The sequence below is a fragment of the Klebsiella terrigena genome, assembly GCF_006539725.1.
GTDB lineage: Bacteria > Pseudomonadota > Gammaproteobacteria > Enterobacterales > Enterobacteriaceae > Klebsiella > Klebsiella terrigena.
In genome coordinates this window covers 314,814-334,850 of record NZ_BJNO01000001.1, presented here as the reverse complement: position 1 = coordinate 334,850, position 20,037 = coordinate 314,814, and the positions used below count along the sequence as shown (strand labels likewise).

Annotated in this window: 15 protein-coding genes and 4 pseudogenes; 9 read left to right on the top strand and 10 right to left on the bottom strand. The window is 52.4% G+C overall.

Going from position 1 to position 20,037, the window contains the following annotated elements; all coding sequences use genetic code 11:
• Positions 1 to 712 precede the first annotated feature (712 nt).
• The 4 genes from mgtA to RTE01_RS01500 all read left to right on the top strand — a co-directional run bounded on the left by mgtA (position 713) and on the right by RTE01_RS01500 (position 5,779).
• The gene (gene mgtA / locus RTE01_RS01515) at positions 713 to 3,406 is read left to right on the top strand and encodes a magnesium-translocating P-type ATPase (protein WP_115192738.1); all 2,694 of its coding nucleotides are present in this window, start codon (positions 713 to 715) and stop codon (positions 3,404 to 3,406) included.
• A gap of 75 nt (positions 3,407 to 3,481) precedes the next feature.
• Positions 3,482 to 3,718 (top strand): hypothetical protein, encoded by a 237-nt coding sequence (locus tag RTE01_RS01510; protein ID WP_115192739.1) that lies wholly within the window; start codon positions 3,482 to 3,484, stop codon positions 3,716 to 3,718.
• 2 nt (positions 3,719 to 3,720) lie between these two features.
• Positions 3,721 to 5,373, top strand: coding sequence for a Na/Pi cotransporter family protein (locus tag RTE01_RS01505; RefSeq protein ID WP_134526002.1), 1,653 nt, complete (start codon positions 3,721 to 3,723; stop codon positions 5,371 to 5,373).
• Between the two features lie 22 nt (positions 5,374 to 5,395).
• Positions 5,396 to 5,779 carry an SLOG family protein gene (locus RTE01_RS01500; protein ID WP_255313497.1) on the top strand — a complete coding sequence of 128 codons (384 nt, stop codon included), beginning with the start codon at positions 5,396 to 5,398 and terminating at the stop codon, positions 5,777 to 5,779.
• 106 nt (positions 5,780 to 5,885) lie between these two features.
• Here the strand turns inward: RTE01_RS01500 and RTE01_RS01495 are convergent.
• The 9 genes and pseudogenes from RTE01_RS01495 to RTE01_RS01460 form a co-directional block, all read right to left on the bottom strand.
• Positions 5,886 to 6,955, bottom strand: a pseudogene (locus RTE01_RS01495) (helix-turn-helix domain-containing protein).
• A 190-nt stretch (positions 6,956 to 7,145) separates the two neighbouring features.
• A complete protein-coding gene (locus RTE01_RS01490; protein ID WP_134526000.1) occupies positions 7,146 to 7,946 on the bottom strand; it encodes a hypothetical protein in 801 nt (266 codons plus the stop codon).
• Between the two features lie 16 nt (positions 7,947 to 7,962).
• The gene (locus RTE01_RS01485) at positions 7,963 to 9,453 is read right to left on the bottom strand and encodes an alkaline phosphatase D family protein (protein WP_134525997.1); all 1,491 of its coding nucleotides are present in this window, start codon (positions 9,451 to 9,453) and stop codon (positions 7,963 to 7,965) included.
• 11 nt (positions 9,454 to 9,464) lie between these two features.
• Complete coding sequence (locus RTE01_RS01480) at positions 9,465 to 10,322, bottom strand: lipase family protein (protein WP_134525994.1); 858 nt, start codon at positions 10,320 to 10,322, stop codon at positions 9,465 to 9,467.
• A gap of 123 nt (positions 10,323 to 10,445) precedes the next feature.
• A pseudogene (locus tag RTE01_RS26560) lies at positions 10,446 to 10,550 on the bottom strand (NAD(P)-dependent alcohol dehydrogenase); the annotation flags it as partial.
• 207 nt (positions 10,551 to 10,757) lie between these two features.
• Positions 10,758 to 11,006, bottom strand: a pseudogene (locus RTE01_RS01475) (type II toxin-antitoxin system TacA family antitoxin); the annotation flags it as partial.
• Positions 11,007 to 11,118: 112 nt separating this feature from the next.
• A complete protein-coding gene (locus RTE01_RS01470; protein ID WP_134525989.1) occupies positions 11,119 to 11,901 on the bottom strand; it encodes a CBS domain-containing protein in 783 nt (260 codons plus the stop codon).
• 125 nt (positions 11,902 to 12,026) lie between these two features.
• Positions 12,027 to 12,809, bottom strand: a complete 783-nt coding sequence (locus tag RTE01_RS01465) for a peptidoglycan-binding domain-containing protein (protein WP_166793728.1) — start codon at positions 12,807 to 12,809, stop codon at positions 12,027 to 12,029.
• Positions 12,810 to 13,109: 300 nt separating this feature from the next.
• Positions 13,110 to 14,183, bottom strand: a complete 1,074-nt coding sequence (locus tag RTE01_RS01460; protein WP_141334591.1) for a helix-turn-helix transcriptional regulator — start codon at positions 14,181 to 14,183, stop codon at positions 13,110 to 13,112.
• Between the two features lie 121 nt (positions 14,184 to 14,304).
• Between RTE01_RS01460 and RTE01_RS26315 the strand changes: the two are divergent.
• Positions 14,305 to 14,553 (top strand): annotated as a pseudogene (locus RTE01_RS26315) (site-specific integrase); the annotation flags it as partial.
• A gap of 395 nt (positions 14,554 to 14,948) precedes the next feature.
• On the opposite strand, the gene RTE01_RS01450 reads toward RTE01_RS26315, so the two are convergent.
• Entirely contained in the window at positions 14,949 to 15,914 is a 966-nt protein-coding gene (locus tag RTE01_RS01450) for a helix-turn-helix domain-containing protein (RefSeq protein ID WP_141334589.1), read from the bottom strand.
• 402 nt (positions 15,915 to 16,316) lie between these two features.
• Between RTE01_RS01450 and RTE01_RS01445 the strand changes: the two genes are divergently transcribed.
• The 4 genes from RTE01_RS01445 to nthA all read left to right on the top strand — a co-directional run bounded on the left by RTE01_RS01445 (position 16,317) and on the right by nthA (position 20,029).
• Positions 16,317 to 17,210, top strand: a complete 894-nt coding sequence (locus tag RTE01_RS01445) for a transporter (protein ID WP_134525983.1) — start codon at positions 16,317 to 16,319, stop codon at positions 17,208 to 17,210.
• 54 nt (positions 17,211 to 17,264) lie between these two features.
• The gene (locus RTE01_RS01440; protein WP_041145538.1) at positions 17,265 to 17,747 is read left to right on the top strand and encodes a group I truncated hemoglobin; all 483 of its coding nucleotides are present in this window, start codon (positions 17,265 to 17,267) and stop codon (positions 17,745 to 17,747) included.
• Between the two features lie 135 nt (positions 17,748 to 17,882).
• Positions 17,883 to 19,397, top strand: a complete 1,515-nt coding sequence (locus RTE01_RS01435; RefSeq protein ID WP_141334586.1) for an amidase — start codon at positions 17,883 to 17,885, stop codon at positions 19,395 to 19,397.
• A 23-nt stretch (positions 19,398 to 19,420) separates the two neighbouring features.
• Entirely contained in the window at positions 19,421 to 20,029 is a 609-nt protein-coding gene (nthA, locus tag RTE01_RS01430) for a nitrile hydratase subunit alpha (RefSeq protein ID WP_041145536.1), read from the top strand.
• The last annotated feature ends 8 nt before the right edge of the window (positions 20,030 to 20,037 follow it).

Below are 20,037 nucleotides of genomic sequence, written 5' to 3'. Positions count from 1 at the left end.
TGAATTTAGTAGCTACCTGAATAAAGCCTCAATGGCTATTCAGGGTAAACATGAAATCGATTGTGATCGCCTCCTCGTCCTGGTGTGTTTCGCCGGAGCTTAATGCTCTTGTGTTGTCCCACCTCGACCAGGGTGTTCACGGTCCCGAGGTGTGTTATGAACTTCAAAGCTCGCTTTTTCCCAGGTGTCAAAACAGTGACATCAACTCTACGCGTCCGGGCTCCCCGCGATCGGGTTTTGCCTGCGCGTAAAAAACAATCAGTCTCGATTTTTTCCTCTAAAATCAGCGAATTAAACCAACGCATAGTTAGTTGGCGTGTCAGCCCCGTCACGGGACAGCTGGAACGTCGCTGCGGTTTCGCTGACGCCGAAGACCCACAAAGTCGATCTTCCATCGCTTAATTCAACCGTTACGCCGTTGAGAGTGCCTGCGAGCTGTGCCGCAGTCTGCTCCTGCGTACCGCGCTGAATTTCGTCACTATCGGTACCTGTTTATTCCCTGATATCTTCATAAAGAAATATCAGCAGGAATAGTCACGTCCAAATAAAATATTAGTTTCCCGCCTGTTTATTGTTGGTAATAAATAGTGGGCAGCTCAATGCAAAATGAATTAAAACCGATCGTCCCGGCGATATCGGGTTATTTTCGGCCGCGCCTAATACGGCATGAACCGTAAAAAGCCCGCTACCATCTGGCGGCAGGAGCACCACCATGACTGTACAAACCCAGAATCGTAATAAAAAAAGCACGCTGTCTATGCGTGCCGCCCAGGAAGCCAAAAATGGCATCGCAGAAACCCTGGTCAACCTCAACACCACCCGGGAAGGGCTGCAGGAAGCCCACGCGAGTACCCGGCTGGAGCGGGATGGTCTGAACGAAGTCGCCCATGACAAGCCGCCTCACGCGCTGATCCAGCTGCTTATCGCCTTTAACAACCCGTTTATCTACGTGCTTGGCATTCTCGCCAGCATCAGCTTCTTTACCGACTACTGGCTGCCAACCAGCCACGGCGAAGAGGGCGATCTGACGACTGTGATTATCATTGGCACCATGGTTGCACTCAGCGGCCTGGTGCGCTTCTGGCAGGAACACCGCTCGGCTAAATCCGCCGAGGCGCTGAAAGCGATGGTACGCACCACCGCCACGGTCGTTCGTCGCGAACACGCCGGGCAAAAAGGGACCCCGCGTGAAATCCCGATGCGTGAACTGGTCGCGGGCGATATCGTGCAGCTCTATGCAGGCGACATGATCCCGGCGGACGTCCGCCTGATCGAGTCACGCGACCTGTTTATCAGCCAGGCAGTGCTGACCGGTGAAGCGCTGCCGATTGAGAAGTACGACACGCTGGGCGACGTGGCGCAAAAATCCGCGCACGACAGGGCGTTCGACAGTGAGAATCTGTTGGATATCCCTAACATCTGCTTTATGGGAACCAACGTCGTCAGCGGCACCGCGCAGGCGGTGGTGGTGGCGACCGGGCCACGAACCTACTTTGGCTCGCTGGCAAAAGCGATTGTCGGTACCCGGGCACAAACGGCGTTTGACCGCGGCGTGAACAGCGTCAGCTGGCTGCTGATCCGCTTTATGCTGGTGATGGTGCCGGTGGTGTTCCTGATTAACGGTCTGATGAAAGGCGAATGGTGGGATGCTCTGCTGTTTGCTCTGGCGGTCGCGGTCGGCCTGACCCCGGAAATGCTGCCGATGATCGTCAGCGCCAACCTCGCCAAAGGTGCGGTGGCCATGGCGAAGCGCAAAGTCGTGGTTAAGCGTCTTAACGCGATTCAGAACCTGGGCGCGATGGATGTGCTGTGCACCGACAAAACCGGCACGCTGACGCAGGATAAAATCATCCTTGAGCATCACGTGGACACGCACGGGCAGAAAAACGCGTCCGTGCTGGCGCTGGCCTGGCTCAACAGCCACCATCAAAGCGGCATCAAAAACCTGATGGATCAGGCGGTCATCTACTTCTCTGAAAATGAGTCGGGCTTTGTGAAACCTCAGGGTTACAGCAAGGTCGATGAGATGCCGTTCGACTTCGTACGCCGCCGGCTGTCTATTGTGGTGAAAGACAATCAGGGTAACCACCTGCTGGTGTGCAAAGGCGCGGTGGAAGAGATGCTGAGCATTGCGACCCAAATGGAAGAGAATGGCAAGGTCGTCACGCTGGATAATCAGCGTCGAGACGCCATGCTGGCAATGACCAATGACTACAACAAAGACGGCTTCCGCGTCCTGGTGGTAGCGACTCGCGACATTGCTAAAGTTGAGGCGAAAAAGCAGTACGGCACCGACGATGAGCACGACCTCATTATCCGCGGTTTCCTTACCTTCCTCGATCCACCGAAGGAGAGCGCAGGCCCGGCTATTTCAGCCCTGATGGACATTGGCGTCGCGGTGAAAGTTCTGACCGGCGATAATGCGATTGTGACCACACGCATTTGCCGCCAGGTTGGGCTGGAGCCAGGCGAGCCGGTGCTCGGTCCTCAGATTGAGCAGCTGAGCGATGCTTCGCTGCAGCAGTTAGTGGAAGAGCGCACGGTGTTTGCCAAGCTGACGCCGCTGCAGAAATCTCGCGTGCTGAAGGCCCTGCAGGCTAACGGCCACACCGTGGGCTTCCTCGGCGACGGCATCAACGATGCGCCAGCCCTGCGTGATGCTGACGTGGGTATCTCGGTCGACAGCGGCACCGATATCGCCAAGGAATCTGCCGACATCATCCTGCTGGAAAAGAGCCTGATGGTGCTGGAAGAAGGGGTCATCAAAGGCCGCGAGACCTTTGGCAACATCATGAAGTACCTCAACATGACCGCCAGCTCCAACTTCGGCAACGTGTTCTCGGTGCTGGTCGCCAGCGCGTTCATCCCGTTCCTGCCGATGCTCGCGATTCAGCTGCTGCTGCAAAACCTGATGTACGACATCTCCCAGCTCGCGCTGCCGTGGGACAAAACGGATAAAGAGTTCCTGAGCAAGCCGCGCAAGTGGGATGCAAAAAATATTGGTCGCTTCATGGTCTGGATCGGACCGACGTCGTCCATTTTTGACATGACCACCTTTGCGCTGATGTGGTTTGTGTTTAGCGCCAACAGCGAGCACATGCAGACTCTTTTCCAGTCCGGTTGGTTCGTCGAAGGCCTGCTGTCACAGACGCTGGTCGTGCATATGCTGCGTACTCAGAAAATCCCGTTTATTCAAAGCACCGCCGCATGGCCGGTGATGATGATGACCGGGCTGATAATGGCTATTGGTATTTACGTACCATTCTCACCGCTTGGGCCGTTAGTCGGCCTGCAGGCGCTGCCGTGGCAGTACTTCCCATGGCTGGTCGGCACGCTGCTCGCATATTGCTGCGTAGCACAGGGCATGAAGGTGTTCTATATCCGTCGCTTCAAGCAGTGGTACTAGGTCGACGTTCAAGACGGTAATACGGTGCCACTTCGGTGGCACCTTTCAGGCAGGCAACACAAGCTGGAAAGTATTATGGAAAAGCAATATTCCATTATTTCTTTGATTAAAAATAAAACCATTACGCTGATGATCTTATTTTTAATAAAAATTACCCGCACTCTTCGCGTAAGTGCCCTGGCATGGTACGCAGGAGGACGACTTAGCTATCGACACGCTAAAGCATTACTGAATTTCGCCAGCGGCATACAGCGCTATTCGATCAGGCTACTGCAATTTATTACGACACCCGCCCAGAAGAGGGGGAATTAATCATGTCCGGCACTACTTTGTTAATTCACCTGGCTGGCGCCATTGCTTTGTTGCTTTGGGGCAGCCATATGATTTCGACGGCGCTTCAGCGCGGCTTCGGTACACCGCTGCGTAACTGGATGGGACGCCACCTGACTAATCGCTGGATAGCGCTGCTTTCTGGCGTCGGCATTACCGGTATTCTGCAAAGCAGCACCGCGGTCAGCATGATGGCGACGTCCTTCACCGCTGCGGGTACCCTAAGTCTTGCCCCGGCTCTTGCGGTGATGCTTGGTGCCAATATCGGCTCTACACTGGTGGTACAGCTGATGAGTTTCAACACTGAAATTGCCATCCCGCTACTTTTCCTGGCGGGTTTTATCGTCTTTAAGCTGCGCGACAATTCCAGTTTTGAGAGCGTAGGCTGCGCCTTGATTGGGCTCGGCCTGATGCTGCTAGCCCTTCATCTACTTGGCGGAACGCTGGAAGCGATTAAAGTGACCCCCGTTTTCCATGCCGTGATGCAGGGACTGCAGGGGGATATCTTAATCTCTCTGCTCGTGGCTGCAGTCCTGACACTCATTTGCCACTCCAGCGTGGCGATTATTTTGCTGATCGCCTCCCTGGCCGGTACGGGCGCGATGACCCCAGCCACCGCACTCGTGCTGGTACTTGGCGCGAATATCGGCGGCGCGTTGCCGTCGGTGCTGAATGCCGGCTATGCGGCGGCTCGCCGCCTGCCCATTGGCAACCTGATGGTTCGCCTCTCTGGTTGTGCATTGATGCTATTACTGCTGCCGGTGTTAACGGATGTCGCACTGAGAACAAGGCTGAATACGCCGCAGCTTGTGGTGTGGTTCCACACTGCCTTTAGCGCACTGCTTGCACTGCTATTTATTGGCTTCACCGCGCCAATGGCCCGCTTTCTGGAGCGACTCTTTCCTGAAGAGGAACGTGTTGGCGACCTGGGTATGCCAATGTATCTGGACGATGCCGGCCTGGAAGTGGCCTATATTGGCCTGTCTAACGCGGTTCGTGAATCGCTCCGAGCCGCTGACATGCTCACAATCATGCTGGATCGCCTATTAGTACTGTTTGAGACCCAGGAAAGACAGGCCGCCAAAGAGATCCGTCATCTTGACCAGTCGGTCGATATGCTTAGTGCGGCGGTTCGCGCCTATCTGGCAGATATTGGGCAGGATGGGCTCAACGATTCGGACGCCGATCGTGCGCAGGAAATCCTGATGTTCGTCATCAATGTCGAACATGCAGGAGATATCCTTTCCAGCAATCTGACCCAGCTGGCAATGCGCCGCGCGCATCGGGGCGAACTGTTTAGTGATTTTGAGTTACACAATATCCGTCTGCTGCACGCGGAGCTGCTCACCAGTCTACGTCTGGGTGTTACCGCGTTTATGCATGAGGATTTATCTGCTGCCCACCATCTGGTGCTTCGCAAGGAGACCATCCGTCAGCTCGAAGCGTCCGCCAGTCGCGAGCATTTTAAAAAACTGCGCGAGGACAAAAATGCCTGGGCAGAATCAGGCGATATTTTCCAGCGGGTATTGAGAGACTACCGCCGCGTGCACCACCATATTGCCGCCGTAGCCTATCCAGTCATTGAGCGCCTTGGCGATAAGTCGCCGCATTTTATTAGAACGACATCGAACGTTTAATAATAATTACCGCCACGTGCGGATGAACATCCTTTCAAGGAAAACAACTTTAAGGTACAGAACAGTGAGAGTTTTAATCTGCTCAGGTCGCTTTTATGCTGACACCCATACGCTTACCCATGTACTGGATTTATATGCCCGTACGCAAATAATAGATGTGCTTATCCACGGAGGCCACCAAACGCTGGGCGGCGCGATAGAAACCTGGGCCCGCGGTATCGATATTCATGTTATTCGCTATCCGGCAAACTGGATGCTGCACGGGAAGTACGCGGAAACTAAGCGTAATCTTTTTATGTTGGAAGACAGCCGCCCTGACGTGCTACTGGCTTTTTCAGGCGGTGAAGACACGGCGGAGTGCATAAAAATGGCGCAAAGGGCAGGGATCCAGGTGATTGAGGTTTAGCCCAACCCGGTCAGGCGGCGCCAGGCATAAATTAGTCACATTTATTACGGTCGGTCAGCATAATGTGTATTTTTCGTGCTTAAGATGTCCGCATGTAGGTTATGTTTCAGCCTTTGCCGAAGATGTCTTTGCTCCGGGTATGGAGTTGCTGCAGGGCTTCCAGCATGTCGTTCTGGTCCAGACTTCGTTGTGATTTCTTGCCGGGTTGCTTCTTTTTTCTGCGAGAGGTCTGGCCGTCAATGGACGGCAGGGCCTGTGAGCGGATATTGTCCCGTTTGTCCTGCACCAGTTTTATCATCTCCAGAGCACGTCCCAGACGCTTGTTGTCGATGATGGCGCCCTGGTCCAGCTCTCCAAGCCGGTCGTAAATGGTAAAGGGCAGGGAAGTGCCGTTGACCCGGAGCTCAATGTCACCATCCGGGTATTGCCAGACCTCGATGTACTTCCCCTAAAAACGTCGATTTTCTTCATTATCTTCAAGCAGATAAAGCTTTTTATCGTACTGTAATGTCAGGTTTTTCGAGACCTTACGCTGCTCGCGCCAGGTGAATGTCGCCTGCAGGTTTTCGCCGTTATCCAGCTGGCGATGTACATCAAAATCGTGACGTGACGGCTTTGCAAACCGACGGTTGTAATCTTCCATGAACTCATCAGCAAAGGCGTTTTCAGCCTCAGGTGTGCTGATACCGCGGAGCCACAGTTCCCGAACCAGCGATGTTCACTGCCATCAATCTGGATGAGTTCGCCGGTGCAGGCTCAACGTGGGCGTGGCTGATGCATACGAGGTGGCCGTAACTTACGTGGGGTTCATAAACCGTCCCGGGTCATGAGCTTACGCACAGTCTCTTTAGCAAGATAAAGATCATGAATCTCAGCAAGCTTCTCGCAGGCTAATGTCGGTCCAAAGTCGGCGTAACGTTCGCGGATAATGCGCAGCGCACGCTCAGCGAGGCCGGGCATCAACTGTCGGTTACCAGGCTGACCACGTCGACGGTTAACCAGCGATAGCGGTCCGTGTTCACGACAGCGCTCGAGTAGCCGGCGGCAGTGCCTGTCAGAGATCTCAAGTCGGGTTGCTGCAAGACGCGTGGTAAGACGCCGGTCGATAACGTCCTGCAGGATCCTGAGTCGGTTTACATCGTTCATCGAGAAAAACTCCGTTCCGTATGCCGTCAGAGTCTCATCCTTTGAAAGCAGCGATCGCTGTGGCGAGACTGTAGCAGGATTTGGTCAGAGACGGACATCTCAATTTAGCCTCTACATCATTAGTGCATATAATGTATATTATGTTAAATAACCTCCATGAGTCTATTACTTCATGGTTTACTCATGCGGCCACAGAAATCAGCATGTTGTGATTTTTGAATTAGTATTCAGTGGACTTATTTGCCCTTCCCGATAGCTTTTTATGCCCATCATTAATGTTGTAACTGTCGGGTGTGCAGAAGCGCCCTTTTGGCATTTCCAGCTTATTATTTTCAAAATATTTATACCAGCGCGAGGCTGTAGCCCAGATGGCTTCAGGACTCGATGCACGAGTTTCCAGCCCTGGGGTGAGATCCATCCCCGCACCACTATATAAACTTTCCAGCATGCAGGCGGTAGGCAGCCCAATACCATCATTAATCGGCGTGGGAGTTCTTGCGACGCCCCACGCAAAAGCCAGCCAACGGAGAATATGCTCGAGTGCGTCAATATAGTTGCGTCCCCTCTGAAAATGAGGAAGCGAATTCAGTACGTCTTCTTGAGCTTTTGGAAAAGCTATCAATGCGATATTTTTCCATTGCTCAGAATCCTTAAAAATTGAGACCGGTGATTCCACAACGCCATTGCGCTCAGTGGCAAAAACACCTCCCTGGGGTTGGAAAAGTGGAATATGCAGCACTTTCGATTTCTCCACATTTTCAGCGTTAGCACACAGCAGCGCCGAGGTAGACCAATACGAAGGCAACATATCAAAGCGCAGTTGTGACTGGCCAGCACGAATTCGCCACGACAACGTATCCGTACCACCAAGCAGCAAAATGTATGACTGCGCCAAAGGCTCTTTACCTTTAAGCGCATTAAAGGCACGTAACAACCACTCAAGGTTGTTCTCATTATCGGCGCGTTTTTGCTCAACCAGTTTAGGGTTCTTTTCTGAACCTGGGGCATAATTCATGACCATTATTATTCTCCAGAAGCTAAGTATTAACGTTGATAATCGGATACGTTCTCGTAGAAACGGCAGGAGAAGCTGGGTAAGTAATGGGATAATAATTCACCGTCATATTTACCCCTGAACCTGAACGAGTAAATTCGATAATTGCGACGTGATTGCCTCTCATTCCGTAGAACTTTTCAAACGGGCTGAACTGATTTTTTTCACCAACATATTTCGGAGGGGTATCGGGATCGGAATGTCTTTTCCAGTCAGAATTTTTACCGAATAATCCCCCTACTGTGTGTTTGGCAATATTCGCCTGGTCAACTCCTGGCGTCAGGCACAAACTGGTCGGCGAGCAGATGACCTCTGTCAGAGTGGTCCTTTTCGTCCGGGTATGGTTAGCTTGAGCCACTCTGTTCCAGTGCACATCTCCCGTCAGGAAGATCACCTGCACACCACTCTCACCAAGTTTATCAATTGATTCCATAAGTTTCGCAAACTGTGTTGTATAGTTCGCGAGCTCAGCATCTCCCATTTTGTTTAATAACAACCCCGTTGGTTCGCAAAACAAGGCCTGCCCTGTGGCAAGTACACCGATAAGCGGCTTACCGTTAATTTGGTGATCCAACAGATTATCCCGCCATTTCTCGACGGCCTTCCACGCGCTGTCAGGCATAAGTCCAGCCGGGCTGGTAAAGTTTTTCTGTCGATAGCTTCGCGTGTCCAGGAACAACATACTGAGTGGCTCAATTTCCAAAAGCGTCCAGGGTTGTTGGGAAGCAGGAGTGCCTCCCAGTTGAAAATCCTGTAAAAGCTCTCTTGCGGCAACTTCCCAATGATTAATCCCATTTGCACCAGGCTCCGGTCCCGTCCCCTCTTTCCAGACTTGTTCCCAAGGATAGTTATTCCAGAATTCGTGATCATCAGGCAGACATAATGTCGGCGCTTTGGTTAACGCTTTCTGTAACCCCCTTTGCCCGGTGAAATCTGACAACCAGTTTCGACGGTACTTGGCGGCAATGTTTTTTCGGAGTTTCTCAGCAGAGTCAGGCATGTGAAAGAAAGGCGGCTGATCCAGATAAACCTGATCACCCGCAAAAAGCGTCATATCCGGACGCACCGGTATCTGTTGCACAAAATCACCCACTCCCACTGCATCGGTACCCGCGCAGTAACATGACATCAGCATAATTTTGAAGCTGTTACCCAAAAAGGGCACTTTCGCAGGGAGCGACTTCACAGCCAGAAATCGCGATGTGCCATCTTGCGGGATGCTCACATTAAAGCGGTGCTCAATGTCATTTCCCTGGACACTGAACTCATAAATCCCCTGATAACTTAGCGGCTGCTTGTTCAGACAGTCATCATCACGAATCGGAGCCAGAGGCTGACTACTTATTTCCGGGCTAACCGCTTTTTCATTCAACGTAAAGTTCAATATCGGGGCTGTCTTATACCCAAAAACACCCACCCACAGTTGGATGACACCAACATTACCTAACAACGGTCGAACCATCAGATATGGCATTCCACACCTCGTTATGGCCAGAAGGCCCGGATGTAATTGTGAGGGGCGTGATCGGCGAGCCAACGCACCGGAACATGATTCATGCGGTCGGCTTCATAGAGCGGAGCATAGATTTTACGCCCTGCCGCACGATCGTTTTTCAATGCGCTAGCGGTTGGGTTATGCAGAAGCTTTCCTTTGCAATCAAGGTAGAGCGCATTTCCAGCATGCTCATAGCCCAGGAATATCGGGGGGACGGTCGGCACCACATCGCAGCAGTTGACCACCCGGATTACCTGCAATTGAGGCTGGCCCAGCAGGGAACTGACAAATGCATCGTCTCCCACCCTGGGGCAACCTAAAGTTATTAACGTGTCCGGCCGTAACGCCATCGCCAGCAAAGTAGCTATTGCCCCACCCAGGCTGTGGCCACAAATCAGCAAATGGGTTCGCTTTGCTGTCATTATCTTGAGCCAGTTTTCCGTCAGAGGCTGTAGGGCTTGGGCGCTTTTCTGAAATCCGGTATGTACTCGTCCATAGCGGCAATATTCAGGTAATGTCTGAATATTGGTCAGAAAATCCTGGTAGTGATCAATCTGCGTTCCCCGAAAGGCAAGCACGCAAAGGCCACTGGCATGACAGGCGGCAAACCCGTAAGCATCACCAGCAACATCGTTCAACAGTTCGGGCGCGCCAAACCCCGCCGCTTTTAATATGCCCGTCAACTTCTCTTTTTCTCCAGAATCTTTTTTTTCTGCCCTTAGATATGCCAGCCGTGATAATTCTGCTGCCAGCGCGATTTCATCTGGCCAGTCAGAATCACACAATAATGTTATATCTTGTTCAGGATGATAAAGTGAGTGATTATCTGCACTATAAGCAACAGGCATATATTCTCCCTATCTGTTGATACAAACGTTTATGGTCTCACGCTACTGTCAGAAAGCCGAATTAATAATTATAAAAGCCATCACCCAGGCAAGGCATTGTCACTAAAAGAAAATCAGAATCTATATCTTGTCCGAATAACCGCCATACGTTGGCATATGGTCATGCCTGTCAGTATGGTTATAGGTTAAGGTATTGCCCTCTTCACAGCACTGCTCCAGTCCCTGCTTCCTCTTGCGCGGCAAAAGCGGCATATCCTTTCACATTTAAGGTCATCTTTGAATCTCCGAAAAAGAAGTGAAGCGACATGATGGTCACGTGGTGGCCATCATGTTGTGGGATGATTAAGAGGGTTTATTGCGGACGCAATTCGCCATATTTATTCGGAAAGCGAGTCTTTGTTTGCTGGGAGGAAAAAACAGCCAGGATATGACCAGTTTCCTTTTCAGCAGCCTTTCAATGGCTGGTTCATCTGCGACAGGTGCGTCAAGCATATCAATAAATTCAGCATATTGCTGATCATTGAAATTGAAAACACGGCGATCAAGAGTCACATTCTCTACCGCCTGGCAGGCCATTTCTAAAATAAAGTCTGTGCGCGATTTGTGAAGGATTTCCGCAGGCGTATCTATAAGTGCTCGCTGGGATTCTTTTGCTCTAAGGTTGAGCTGATCATCGGATTTCATAAGATGACCTCATATATAGCAATCTCTTTACGATTATGACACGACAATGCCGTATAGCAAATGCTATACGGATGAGCCTCCTATCTCTTTGTAGAACAATATGAGACTGATATTATGCCACAGATTTTTCTTGAACAATGACATTCGTTATCCAGCCAACTGCTTTTGAGCCTCCTGTTCCATCTTCGGTGACAAAGGCATCGGAACAATCAGGATTTCCGTCAATCAATTGTTTAACGGCGCTCAAGCGTGCATTTTTCCCAACAATAGCAAATGCCTTGAATATTTTCGTGAGACTCGCATCCTGAAGTAGGTCATTTAATGTTAAACTATTTTTTTGTGTTTGATCAATAAATTGTTTAGATAGAAATTTATAAACCAAACTCAAATGAATGATGTAGATTATTTTTCCTGTACTATCAACAACCGGAAGTCGATTTCGCTGATGGTTTTCCAAAAAATCAACAATGTCTTTTTTTATATTTACTAAGCCAGGATCATTGCTGGGCGGAAATAATTTTAAAGTTGTATCAGCAGACATATCTAACATAGCATCAGTGACCGGTATGCTTTCAAGTCGCTGCTCTGGGGTTAGTTGACGTAATAAATTAGTCGCCTGCTGTGCGGCTGCAGCATAATTCTCCCGAGAGAAATAGAACGCCAGAACGGTCCCAACCCAAGTACCAATAAGTGGCAGGATAATAGTGAGAACATCTTTGATATCACTAAATTTTTTCGCATTTTCTTCGGTGTAAAACACAGAAGCAATTGCGCAAAGGCCGAGGAGAGACACAATAATCAAAGAGATATAAAGAACATGCTTCCCAATTTCTGTTCTAGTCCTGGCTTCTGAATCGGAAAAAGAATTCTCAGTGACCTGTATGTTGTCTGCCATGGTTTACTCCTATTAAATGGATTGCATAAATTATCTTACGATTAAGACTTCGATAATATAACGACTAAAACGGTAAGTAACTATTATGCACGCATGTAATGGATAAAAAATGAGTTAGTCAGAGACTATTCACCGATTATCCTAATAAAATCCTTGTTATAAGCGGAGCGCGTTCTGCCGGCAACTTCATAACCGTTCTTGCTACCATCGTCATTTGTATTACCTTCGATAGTCTGGAAAACGTCATATGTACCGCCAAAACCTATACCAGTATGGCTGTAGTCACCCGCAGCACGTCTGACTAAGAAAATGTATGTTTGACCGAGGGACGTCCAGGCACTCTTGTCAGATAGCAGGTCAGCTTCTCTAACCAGGTGACCACTCAATTGGGCCTGGGACGCAAGGATATTACACGATAGTGATCCTGCAATGGGCAATGATAGCCCCAACTCTATGCCAGCCTGTTCAATGATAAAACTGACAAAACCTGCACACCAGAACCATTCAGGACCATCATATCCCCCGGTATACACACGAACCCACGGTCCCCTATTGTCGCCACCATACTCCCTGGGGTGATTGGCAAGATGCTGCTTAGCGACACTATGAATGCGCTCTGCTAATGTCGTTCCCTGACTGTCTGCGAGGGCTGAAATGAGGGGGGTTACAAGTCTATCCCATGTTGACTGATCTACTGTTCCACTCTGAGGTAGTTCGTTGCTCATCTGAAAATGCTTAACGCAACAGGCCGTCGCTGGGCCATAGTCACCGTCGATTTTAGTCCCAACATTATGGTGGTAGAGCCACTCTTGCACGCGCTTAACGCCTTCCCCCTTACTCCCAATCCCAAGGGGGCCAGGGAAATCAATTTCGCGCTTTATAATATTTGAATATTGGTTTTCTTTCATTGAGGACTCCTTTTTAGGAATGAGACTGACTTCACTAACCATGCAATAGTTAATATCGTCGCAGCATAAATTTACTTATTGACTCGCTTGTAGATTATTACGTTACATACACCTCATACTTCACCACAATCAGCTTTCGCGTGCATAACATAATGACGATTGCTCAATACCAGCATAAAAACAAAAACATCCCGACTTAATAAGTTAGGGGTAAATAAAACTAGTTCACCCTAATATTTATAAGTATAATGGTGGCAATTGAATGTTCACTCATTCATATGAATGACTGAGTGAAATAAATCAGCCATAGATAGCCCGAATGATGAGCAGCAACTCAGACTGATTGCGGGTATGCGTTTTCCGGTACAGAGCGCTGAGATGGGTTCTGATGGTGGTGATGGAGACACCCAGATGCAAAGCACACTCATCCGGGGTCATTCCCCTGAGCAGCAATTCTGCGACCGTATTCTCGGCAGGTTTGACATTAAACAGCTCCATTAATGTGCTCCGAGCGACGAAAGGTTCTGGGATGATAATACTGGCTACTCCGGGGAGGCGCGTAGCCGGAAGGACCAAGATCGGTTTCGCATTACGCCCGAAGGTGTAGCACAACCCTGCCCTGGGAGCGGTATCTGTCTGGGTGGCTTTTCCGATGGCCTGTTTAAGTTTTTTACTGTCGGTATCCAGACTGAGGGTGTCAGTGCCGGCGGACCAGATCAACCGGGCGTTTTCACGTAGGTAGCTTTCCGCATGAGCACTGGCGTAAAGAATTTTCCCAGCCTGATCGACAAGCCAGACCGGGTAAATACCATTGTCCATGACGGCATTCTGATATTTAATTGTGTCTCGAAGCTGTTCAAATCTGGCATGAAGTTGGCTGGCAGTTATTAGTGCCGGAATGAGGCGCCGGAACACGGCAAACTGGATAGACTGCGGATAGATAGCGTCATTGGCCGTCATCAGCGATAAATAGGTGGAATACCCGTTGACGGTACAGAGTTTGACACTGGTCAGATAATTCAGGTCATTCGGATGATGAAACTCATTGTAATAAATACTGTTGGCAATAAATTTATCCCCCAAGAACTCCCGGTCTCGGTACATCTGTCCGATAGGTAACCCAGTCAGTATTTTTTCAGCGGGGTCAATTGCCAAAAACACATCACGGTAGGCCGTAAAGACCTTTTCATCAAATAGAAATGAATCTGTCATCAGATGCGCATTACCTTTATCATAAAATAATAATGCCGCGTACTGATGACCTGTCAGTAACGTCAGTTTCTGCAGTGCGGGTTTCCACAATTGCGAATCCATCGTGGCCATCAGAATAGTTTCCAGGATATCGAGGTAGATGAGTTCCGGATCAATGGCCATAATGATACCTGCTGCTCAGTGTTTAACCTGACGAAAAGTGCATATGATACCCATACAACCATCATAGTCCCTATGACCATCGGGGTACATTTGGAACTCGCTGACACGGCTGAAGAAGGCGAACTGGCTGAACCAAGCCGTGAGCCGGGCCGACGCCGACGGGGTCCACTTTTCGATCCCAGTGACACCGCACACGTTTCGGCACAGCTACATCATGCGCATGCTCTATCACCGGCAGCCTAAAAAAGTCATTCAGGTACTGGTCGGTCATAAGAATCCACGCTCGATGGATGTCTACACCCGCATGTTAGCTGCAACCCTAGCCGTCCCGTTTACGGGCGATGGTCGTGATACGGCGGATATTCCCCGGCGACCTGATTTCAGGTTTGTGCTGCCTTTCTTTCCAGCCCACTGCATCGATCTGGCTGTGCGACTGCAGCACATACGGGTATTTACAGAGTACCGCCAGGTCCGTCTTCCGCGGATGTTTTTCCACTTCCTCATACCGCAGACAATATGTGCTATACGGCGCATGATTGCATCAGACTAGTTTCCTTGATCGCACAGAGTCCGGCTTCTGCCAGTAAGGAAAACCAACACAGGTAACGCGTTAACTTACTCTTCTCTGACAGCCGTTAGATTTTCGCTTAGTCCAGACAGCATGACGAACTTATTCAGAAGGTATGGCTCCGGACTGTGCGTTAGCCTTTCTCCGCTACGTTTTCCAGACACGCCGACTGCGGAGCAGTACCACGTGATAACCCATCACAAATTTTGCTGCTCTCTGGGCAGCAGGGAGCGAGGCGAGACGCCGAAGGCTTTGCGGAAGGCGTGGCTGAAATGAGAGAAATCGGAGAAGCCAAAATCCAGTGCCGCCTGGGACACGCTGCTGACGCGTCCGCGTTCGATGGCCTCTCGGCTCGCCCGCAGCCTCTCCTGCCAAATCACGGCCATCGGCGTTTTTTTGTGGCGGGCGAAAGCACGCGTGACGGTGCGAACGGAAACGTGGTGCGCCCGTGCCAGGCTCTCAATGTTCAAATCTGGCTCAACAAGTTGCCGCTGGATGTAATTCATCATCCGGGCGTAGAGATCGCGCTCAGCACTAACATTATCCAGATCCTGCAATTCCAGACTCAGTACCAGCAGATCCAGCATTGTCTGGGAGAAACGACCAGAAATATCAGGGTTGTTCAGACAGTCGGGCATCGCTGTCGCCTGGCGCAGCATTTCACGCAGCGGGATCACGCCGGGGCGGCTGTCGTCCAGTACCATAGCGGTGAGGTTTTCAATCCTCGGCAAACGACCACTCAGCAGATGCCGGGGCACCCGTACCAGATGGTTATCGCGCCCACCGAGGCTGAAACTGAAAGTCTGTGCGGCGTCGTATAGCACCAGACTATCCGCCGCCAGCGCCGCCTTGCGCCCCCCCTGTTCAAGCTGGCCGTACCCTCCCTGCATATAGCCCAGCCACAGATCGTCGTCCGGGCCCTGTCTCAGATAACGGGCGGTGCGTTCCCAGCGGTGCAACGGCGCGGACAACGAACAGATATCCACCATGCCCACCCCGCGCACCGCAAGCCGGGCATCAAAGTCGACCCCTGCCATGGGCACACTGGCGGCCGGAATGCAGTGACGCAACACAACGTCGTTCCAATACTCGAAGCGGCGCGACTCGGCAACGCCAACGGTCGAATAGTGGGAGCTGCCGGCAGACTGCATGATGCTATTCATTGTTGCTCACCTCACACCTTGATTCCCGCATATACAACAGGCACGGATTGACTGGCAGCAACTATCGTGCCAGCACACAGATGCCCCACTCCATCGCTCACGCGCATCTGCGCTAAGTCAGCGGAAATATGGCTAAAAATCCGTCGACGCCCCTGGCGTCCCCTATCGCGGATGGCGTCGAGAAAGCGGCTACCGCACTCCAGGCGTGCACACCTGCGCTACCACGGCGCATCACGCTATGAGCCTTTTCAGCCTCCCCGCCCGTTGTCCCTGCCAGCCAAACGACTGTCCCTATGAAACAAGTACGCAGCAAATTTCTCCCTAATATCAGTAACCGTAAGGTCTTCCGGCCACGTCGGTTCCGGGAATAAACAAAGAGATATCAGACATGAGGGTAACGTTATGACGGTTAGCGGCACCACATCTCGCATCAGCCTGGTCGCCTGCACACTCTGGCTGGCGATGAGCCCGGCCCATGCGGTCGATCTCAACTCACAGGATCTCATTCCGGCTCCTGCCGGTACCGATGCCATTCTGGGGTATTTCACCTACGCCACACGAGACAGCTTTACCCCCACAGGTGGCGACGAAATTAAGCAAGGCACCGGGCTGGACTCCTTCGTCAGCATCTTTCGTTACGTCCACTACATGGATGTGGGTGGCTTCACCGTCGCGCCGCAGGTGCTGATGCCCTACGGACGCCTTTATAACGGCTCCCTGGGCGGCGCCCGACTCGATTCCGCCAGCGGCCTGGGCGACCCCATTTTGGCCGCACCGGTCTGGCTGGTGAACAACCCCAGCACCACCTTCGCCATCGTGCCCTACCTGTACGTCCCTGCCGGTTCCTACGATGCCGGGCGCACGCTCAACGTTGGTGAGAACCGCTGGAAGTTCGACCTGCAGTTCGGCGGCGTGCAACAGCTTGGTAACGGTTTCGCCACGCAGCTGTCCGCGGATGCGCTGTGGTATGGCGATAACGACGATGCCACGGGCATCGGTACCGGCCGTCTCAAACAAGACAATACCTATCAATTTCAGGGCTGGCTAAGCTGGACGCCGCCCGCAGACAAGACATGGACCGTCTCCACCGGTTACGCCAAATTGTGGGGCGGTAAACAGCAGATCGACGGCGTCGAGAACGGACAAGCGACGCGTTCGGATCAGGTAAGGCTGGAATTGTCGAAATTCATTACCCCTACGCTGCAAGTGCAGGGCTTGTTCCAACGCGACATCAACGTCGATGGCGGTTTTAAGGAAGATCTACACACCACCCTGCGCGTGTTGAAACTGTTCTGATTGAACAGCGACCGCGACATCCCCTTCCACTCACATGTTACGGAGAAATCCACCATGAGCGAACAGCAGCAAAAGCCGTCTCTCTATGAACGTCTCGGCGGGTATGACGCCGTTTACGCCTTCGCAGGCGAAGTGTTGAAGACCTGTATGAAGCATCCCGACATCGGCCATATCTGGGCGCACGTGTCTGAGTCTTCATTCCAGAAAGAGCATATCAACTTCGTTGACTTCTTGTGCAAGCACTGGGGTGGCAACACCGTCTATCGGGGACGAGATATGGTGACCGCGCACCGCGGCATGGGGCTGACCGAAGTGCACTGGAAAGCCGTGTTCGAGTCTATCGACGAGTGTTACGAAAACTTCAGTGTGCCGCAGGATATTCGTGAAGAGGTCACCGCCTTCCTGACCCAGTTCAAGCCCGCCGTTATCGGCAGTCCTTCGTACCGCGATGTGGTGCTCTCGCACCCTGACATGGACGTCACCAAGGGCATGAAAAGTGTCGGTATCCACTGGCCCAAAACAGATAAGCCGTCTTAGCACCCTATGGACACCCGCGCAGCTAGCGGGTGTCCATTTCAGCCAAACGACTGACCCGCATAACCAAGTCGTGATGGCGAAACGGGCTTATGTTCAGAACAGGTGTATGAGCAAGTAAGAGAAAAAGGAAACAGTATGGCTATTCAACGTCCCACAGCCGAACAATTGCAAGAACTTGCCAGTCGGCTGCATATCAGCCTGACCCCTGCTCAGTCTGAGGAGTATCTGGCGCTGATGCAGGCGAACTTCGACGCCTACGATCTGGTCGACTCGCTGCCCGACGAGATCCCGGAAGTCCGCTACCCACGCGCCGCTGGTTATCGCCCGACTGGCGAGGAAAATCAGCTCAACGCGTGGTATTACAAAACCGAGGTAAAAGGTGCGGCGACTGGCGCGCTGGCCGGATATACCATCGCTCTTAAGGACAATATCTCGCTGGCCGGAGTACCGATGATGAACGGGACCTCCACGCTGGAAGGTTTTGTCCCTGCCTATGACGCGACCGTTGCCACGCGCCTGCTGGATGCCGGCGCAACTATTCTCGGCAAAGCCACTTGCGAGCACTTCTGCCTCTCCGGCGGCAGCCACACTTCCGACCCGGCCCCGGTGCACAATCCCCATCGTCATGGCTATTCCGCCGGCGGTTCATCCTCCGGCAGCGCCGCACTGGTGGCGGCGGGAGAAGTGGACATGGCGATAGGCTGCGATCAGGGCGGATCAATTCGCATCCCTTCCGCCTTTTGTGGTACCTACGGCATGAAACCGACCCACGGACTGGTGCCTTACACCGGCATCATGCCGATTGAAGCGACTATCGACCACGCAGGCCCAATCACCGCCAACGTGCGCGACAACGCGTTGATGCTGGAAGCCATCGCCGGCGACGATGGGCTCGACCCGCGCCAGTATGCCCCCCTCGTGGAGACTTACACCTCCGCGCTGGGCAAGGGCGTGCGTAATCTGAAAATCGGCATACTGACCGAAGGGTTCCAGCTGCCAAACATGGATACACAGGTGGCGGCGAAGGTGCGCGCTGCCGTCGCCCGCCTGCAAGAACTGGGAGCCATCGTCGGCGAAATTTCCGTACCGGAACATGCTCTGGCGGGCGCGCTCTGGTCCCCCATCGGCTGCGAGGGGCTCACGGCGCAGATGATGCACGGCAACGGCATGGGCTTTAACTGGAAAGGCCAGTACGACGTCGGTCTGCTGGACAAACACGCTCACTGGCGCGACAGCGCCGATGCCCTCTCCCCGTCGCTTAAAATCTGCATGTTCGTCGGGCAGTACGGGCTGGAACGCTATCATGGTCGCTATTACGCCAGGGCGCAGAATATCGCGCGCCGGGCCCGCGCCGCCTACGACCGGGCACTGGGAGACTTCGACCTGCTGGTGATGCCCACCGTACCTATCGTCGCTCAGCCGATACCGGAGCCGGACTGCTCCATCACCGAATATATCTCGCGCGCTTTCGAAATGATCGGCAACACCGCCCCGCAGGACATCACCGGTCACCCGGCCATGTCTATCCCCTGTGGCATGGTCGACGGGCTCCCGGTGGGCATGATGCTGGTAGGACGTCATTACGCTGAAAGCACTATCTATCAGGCCGCCTCCGCTTTCGAAGCCTGCGGCGACTGGCGGAAGTTTTAACCTTAACTCTCGGGAAGCATAAAATGAGCCATAAACACGACCACGACCACACCGAACCACCAGTAGACATCGAGTTACGTGTCCGCGCACTGGAATCCCTGCTACAGGAAAAAGGACTAATCGACCCGGCGGCTCTGGATGAGTTGATTGACACCTATGAGCACAAAGTCGGCCCGCGCAATGGCGCACAGGTTGTCGCCAGAGCGTGGAGCGACCCGGAATACAAACGTCGACTGATGGAAAACGCCACCGCCGCCATCTCAGAACTGGGTTTCTCCGGTATACAGGGCGAAGACATGTTGGTGGTTGAGAACACGCCGGACGTGCACAACGTCACCGTCTGCACGCTGTGCTCCTGCTACCCCTGGCCGGTACTGGGTCTGCCACCTGTCTGGTACAAATCAGCCCCCTATCGTTCGCGTATTGTCATCGACCCACGCGGCGTTCTGGCCGAGTTCGGGTTACACATTCCCGAAAGCAAAGAGATTCGCGTCTGGGACAGCAGCGCCGAGTTGCGTTATCTGGTACTACCTGAACGTCCGGCGGGTACAGACGGCTGGAGCGAAGCGCAGTTGAGCGAACTGATCTCGCGCGATTCGATGATTGGCACCGGTGTGGTTACCGCACCATAACGAGAGGA

Excerpts from the sequence above, each read along its gene's own strand:
- RTE01_RS01445 (WP_134525983.1), top strand. The coding sequence starts at position 16,317 with ATGACGGTTAGCGGCACCACATCTCGCATCAGCCTGGTCGCCTGCACA.
- RTE01_RS01490 (WP_134526000.1), bottom strand. The coding sequence starts at position 7,946 with ATGGTCATGAATTATGCCCCAGGTTCAGAAAAGAACCCTAAACTGGTT.
- RTE01_RS01465 (WP_166793728.1), bottom strand. The coding sequence starts at position 12,809 with ATGAAAGAAAACCAATATTCAAATATTATAAAGCGCGAAATTGATTTC.
- RTE01_RS01470 (WP_134525989.1), bottom strand. The coding sequence starts at position 11,901 with ATGGCAGACAACATACAGGTCACTGAGAATTCTTTTTCCGATTCAGAA.
- nthA (WP_041145536.1), top strand. The coding sequence starts at position 19,421 with ATGAGCCATAAACACGACCACGACCACACCGAACCACCAGTAGACATC.
- RTE01_RS01510 (WP_115192739.1), top strand. The coding sequence starts at position 3,482 with ATGGAAAAGCAATATTCCATTATTTCTTTGATTAAAAATAAAACCATT.
- RTE01_RS01450 (WP_141334589.1), bottom strand. The coding sequence starts at position 15,914 with ATGAATAGCATCATGCAGTCTGCCGGCAGCTCCCACTATTCGACCGTT.
- RTE01_RS01485 (WP_134525997.1), bottom strand. The coding sequence starts at position 9,453 with ATGCCATATCTGATGGTTCGACCGTTGTTAGGTAATGTTGGTGTCATC.
- mgtA (WP_115192738.1), top strand. The coding sequence starts at position 713 with ATGACTGTACAAACCCAGAATCGTAATAAAAAAAGCACGCTGTCTATG.
- RTE01_RS01505 (WP_134526002.1), top strand. The coding sequence starts at position 3,721 with ATGTCCGGCACTACTTTGTTAATTCACCTGGCTGGCGCCATTGCTTTG.
- RTE01_RS01440 (WP_041145538.1), top strand. The coding sequence starts at position 17,265 with ATGAGCGAACAGCAGCAAAAGCCGTCTCTCTATGAACGTCTCGGCGGG.
- RTE01_RS01480 (WP_134525994.1), bottom strand. The coding sequence starts at position 10,322 with ATGCCTGTTGCTTATAGTGCAGATAATCACTCACTTTATCATCCTGAA.
- RTE01_RS01500 (WP_255313497.1), top strand. The coding sequence starts at position 5,396 with ATGAACATCCTTTCAAGGAAAACAACTTTAAGGTACAGAACAGTGAGA.
- RTE01_RS01435 (WP_141334586.1), top strand. The coding sequence starts at position 17,883 with ATGGCTATTCAACGTCCCACAGCCGAACAATTGCAAGAACTTGCCAGT.
- RTE01_RS01460 (WP_141334591.1), bottom strand. The coding sequence starts at position 14,183 with ATGGCCATTGATCCGGAACTCATCTACCTCGATATCCTGGAAACTATT.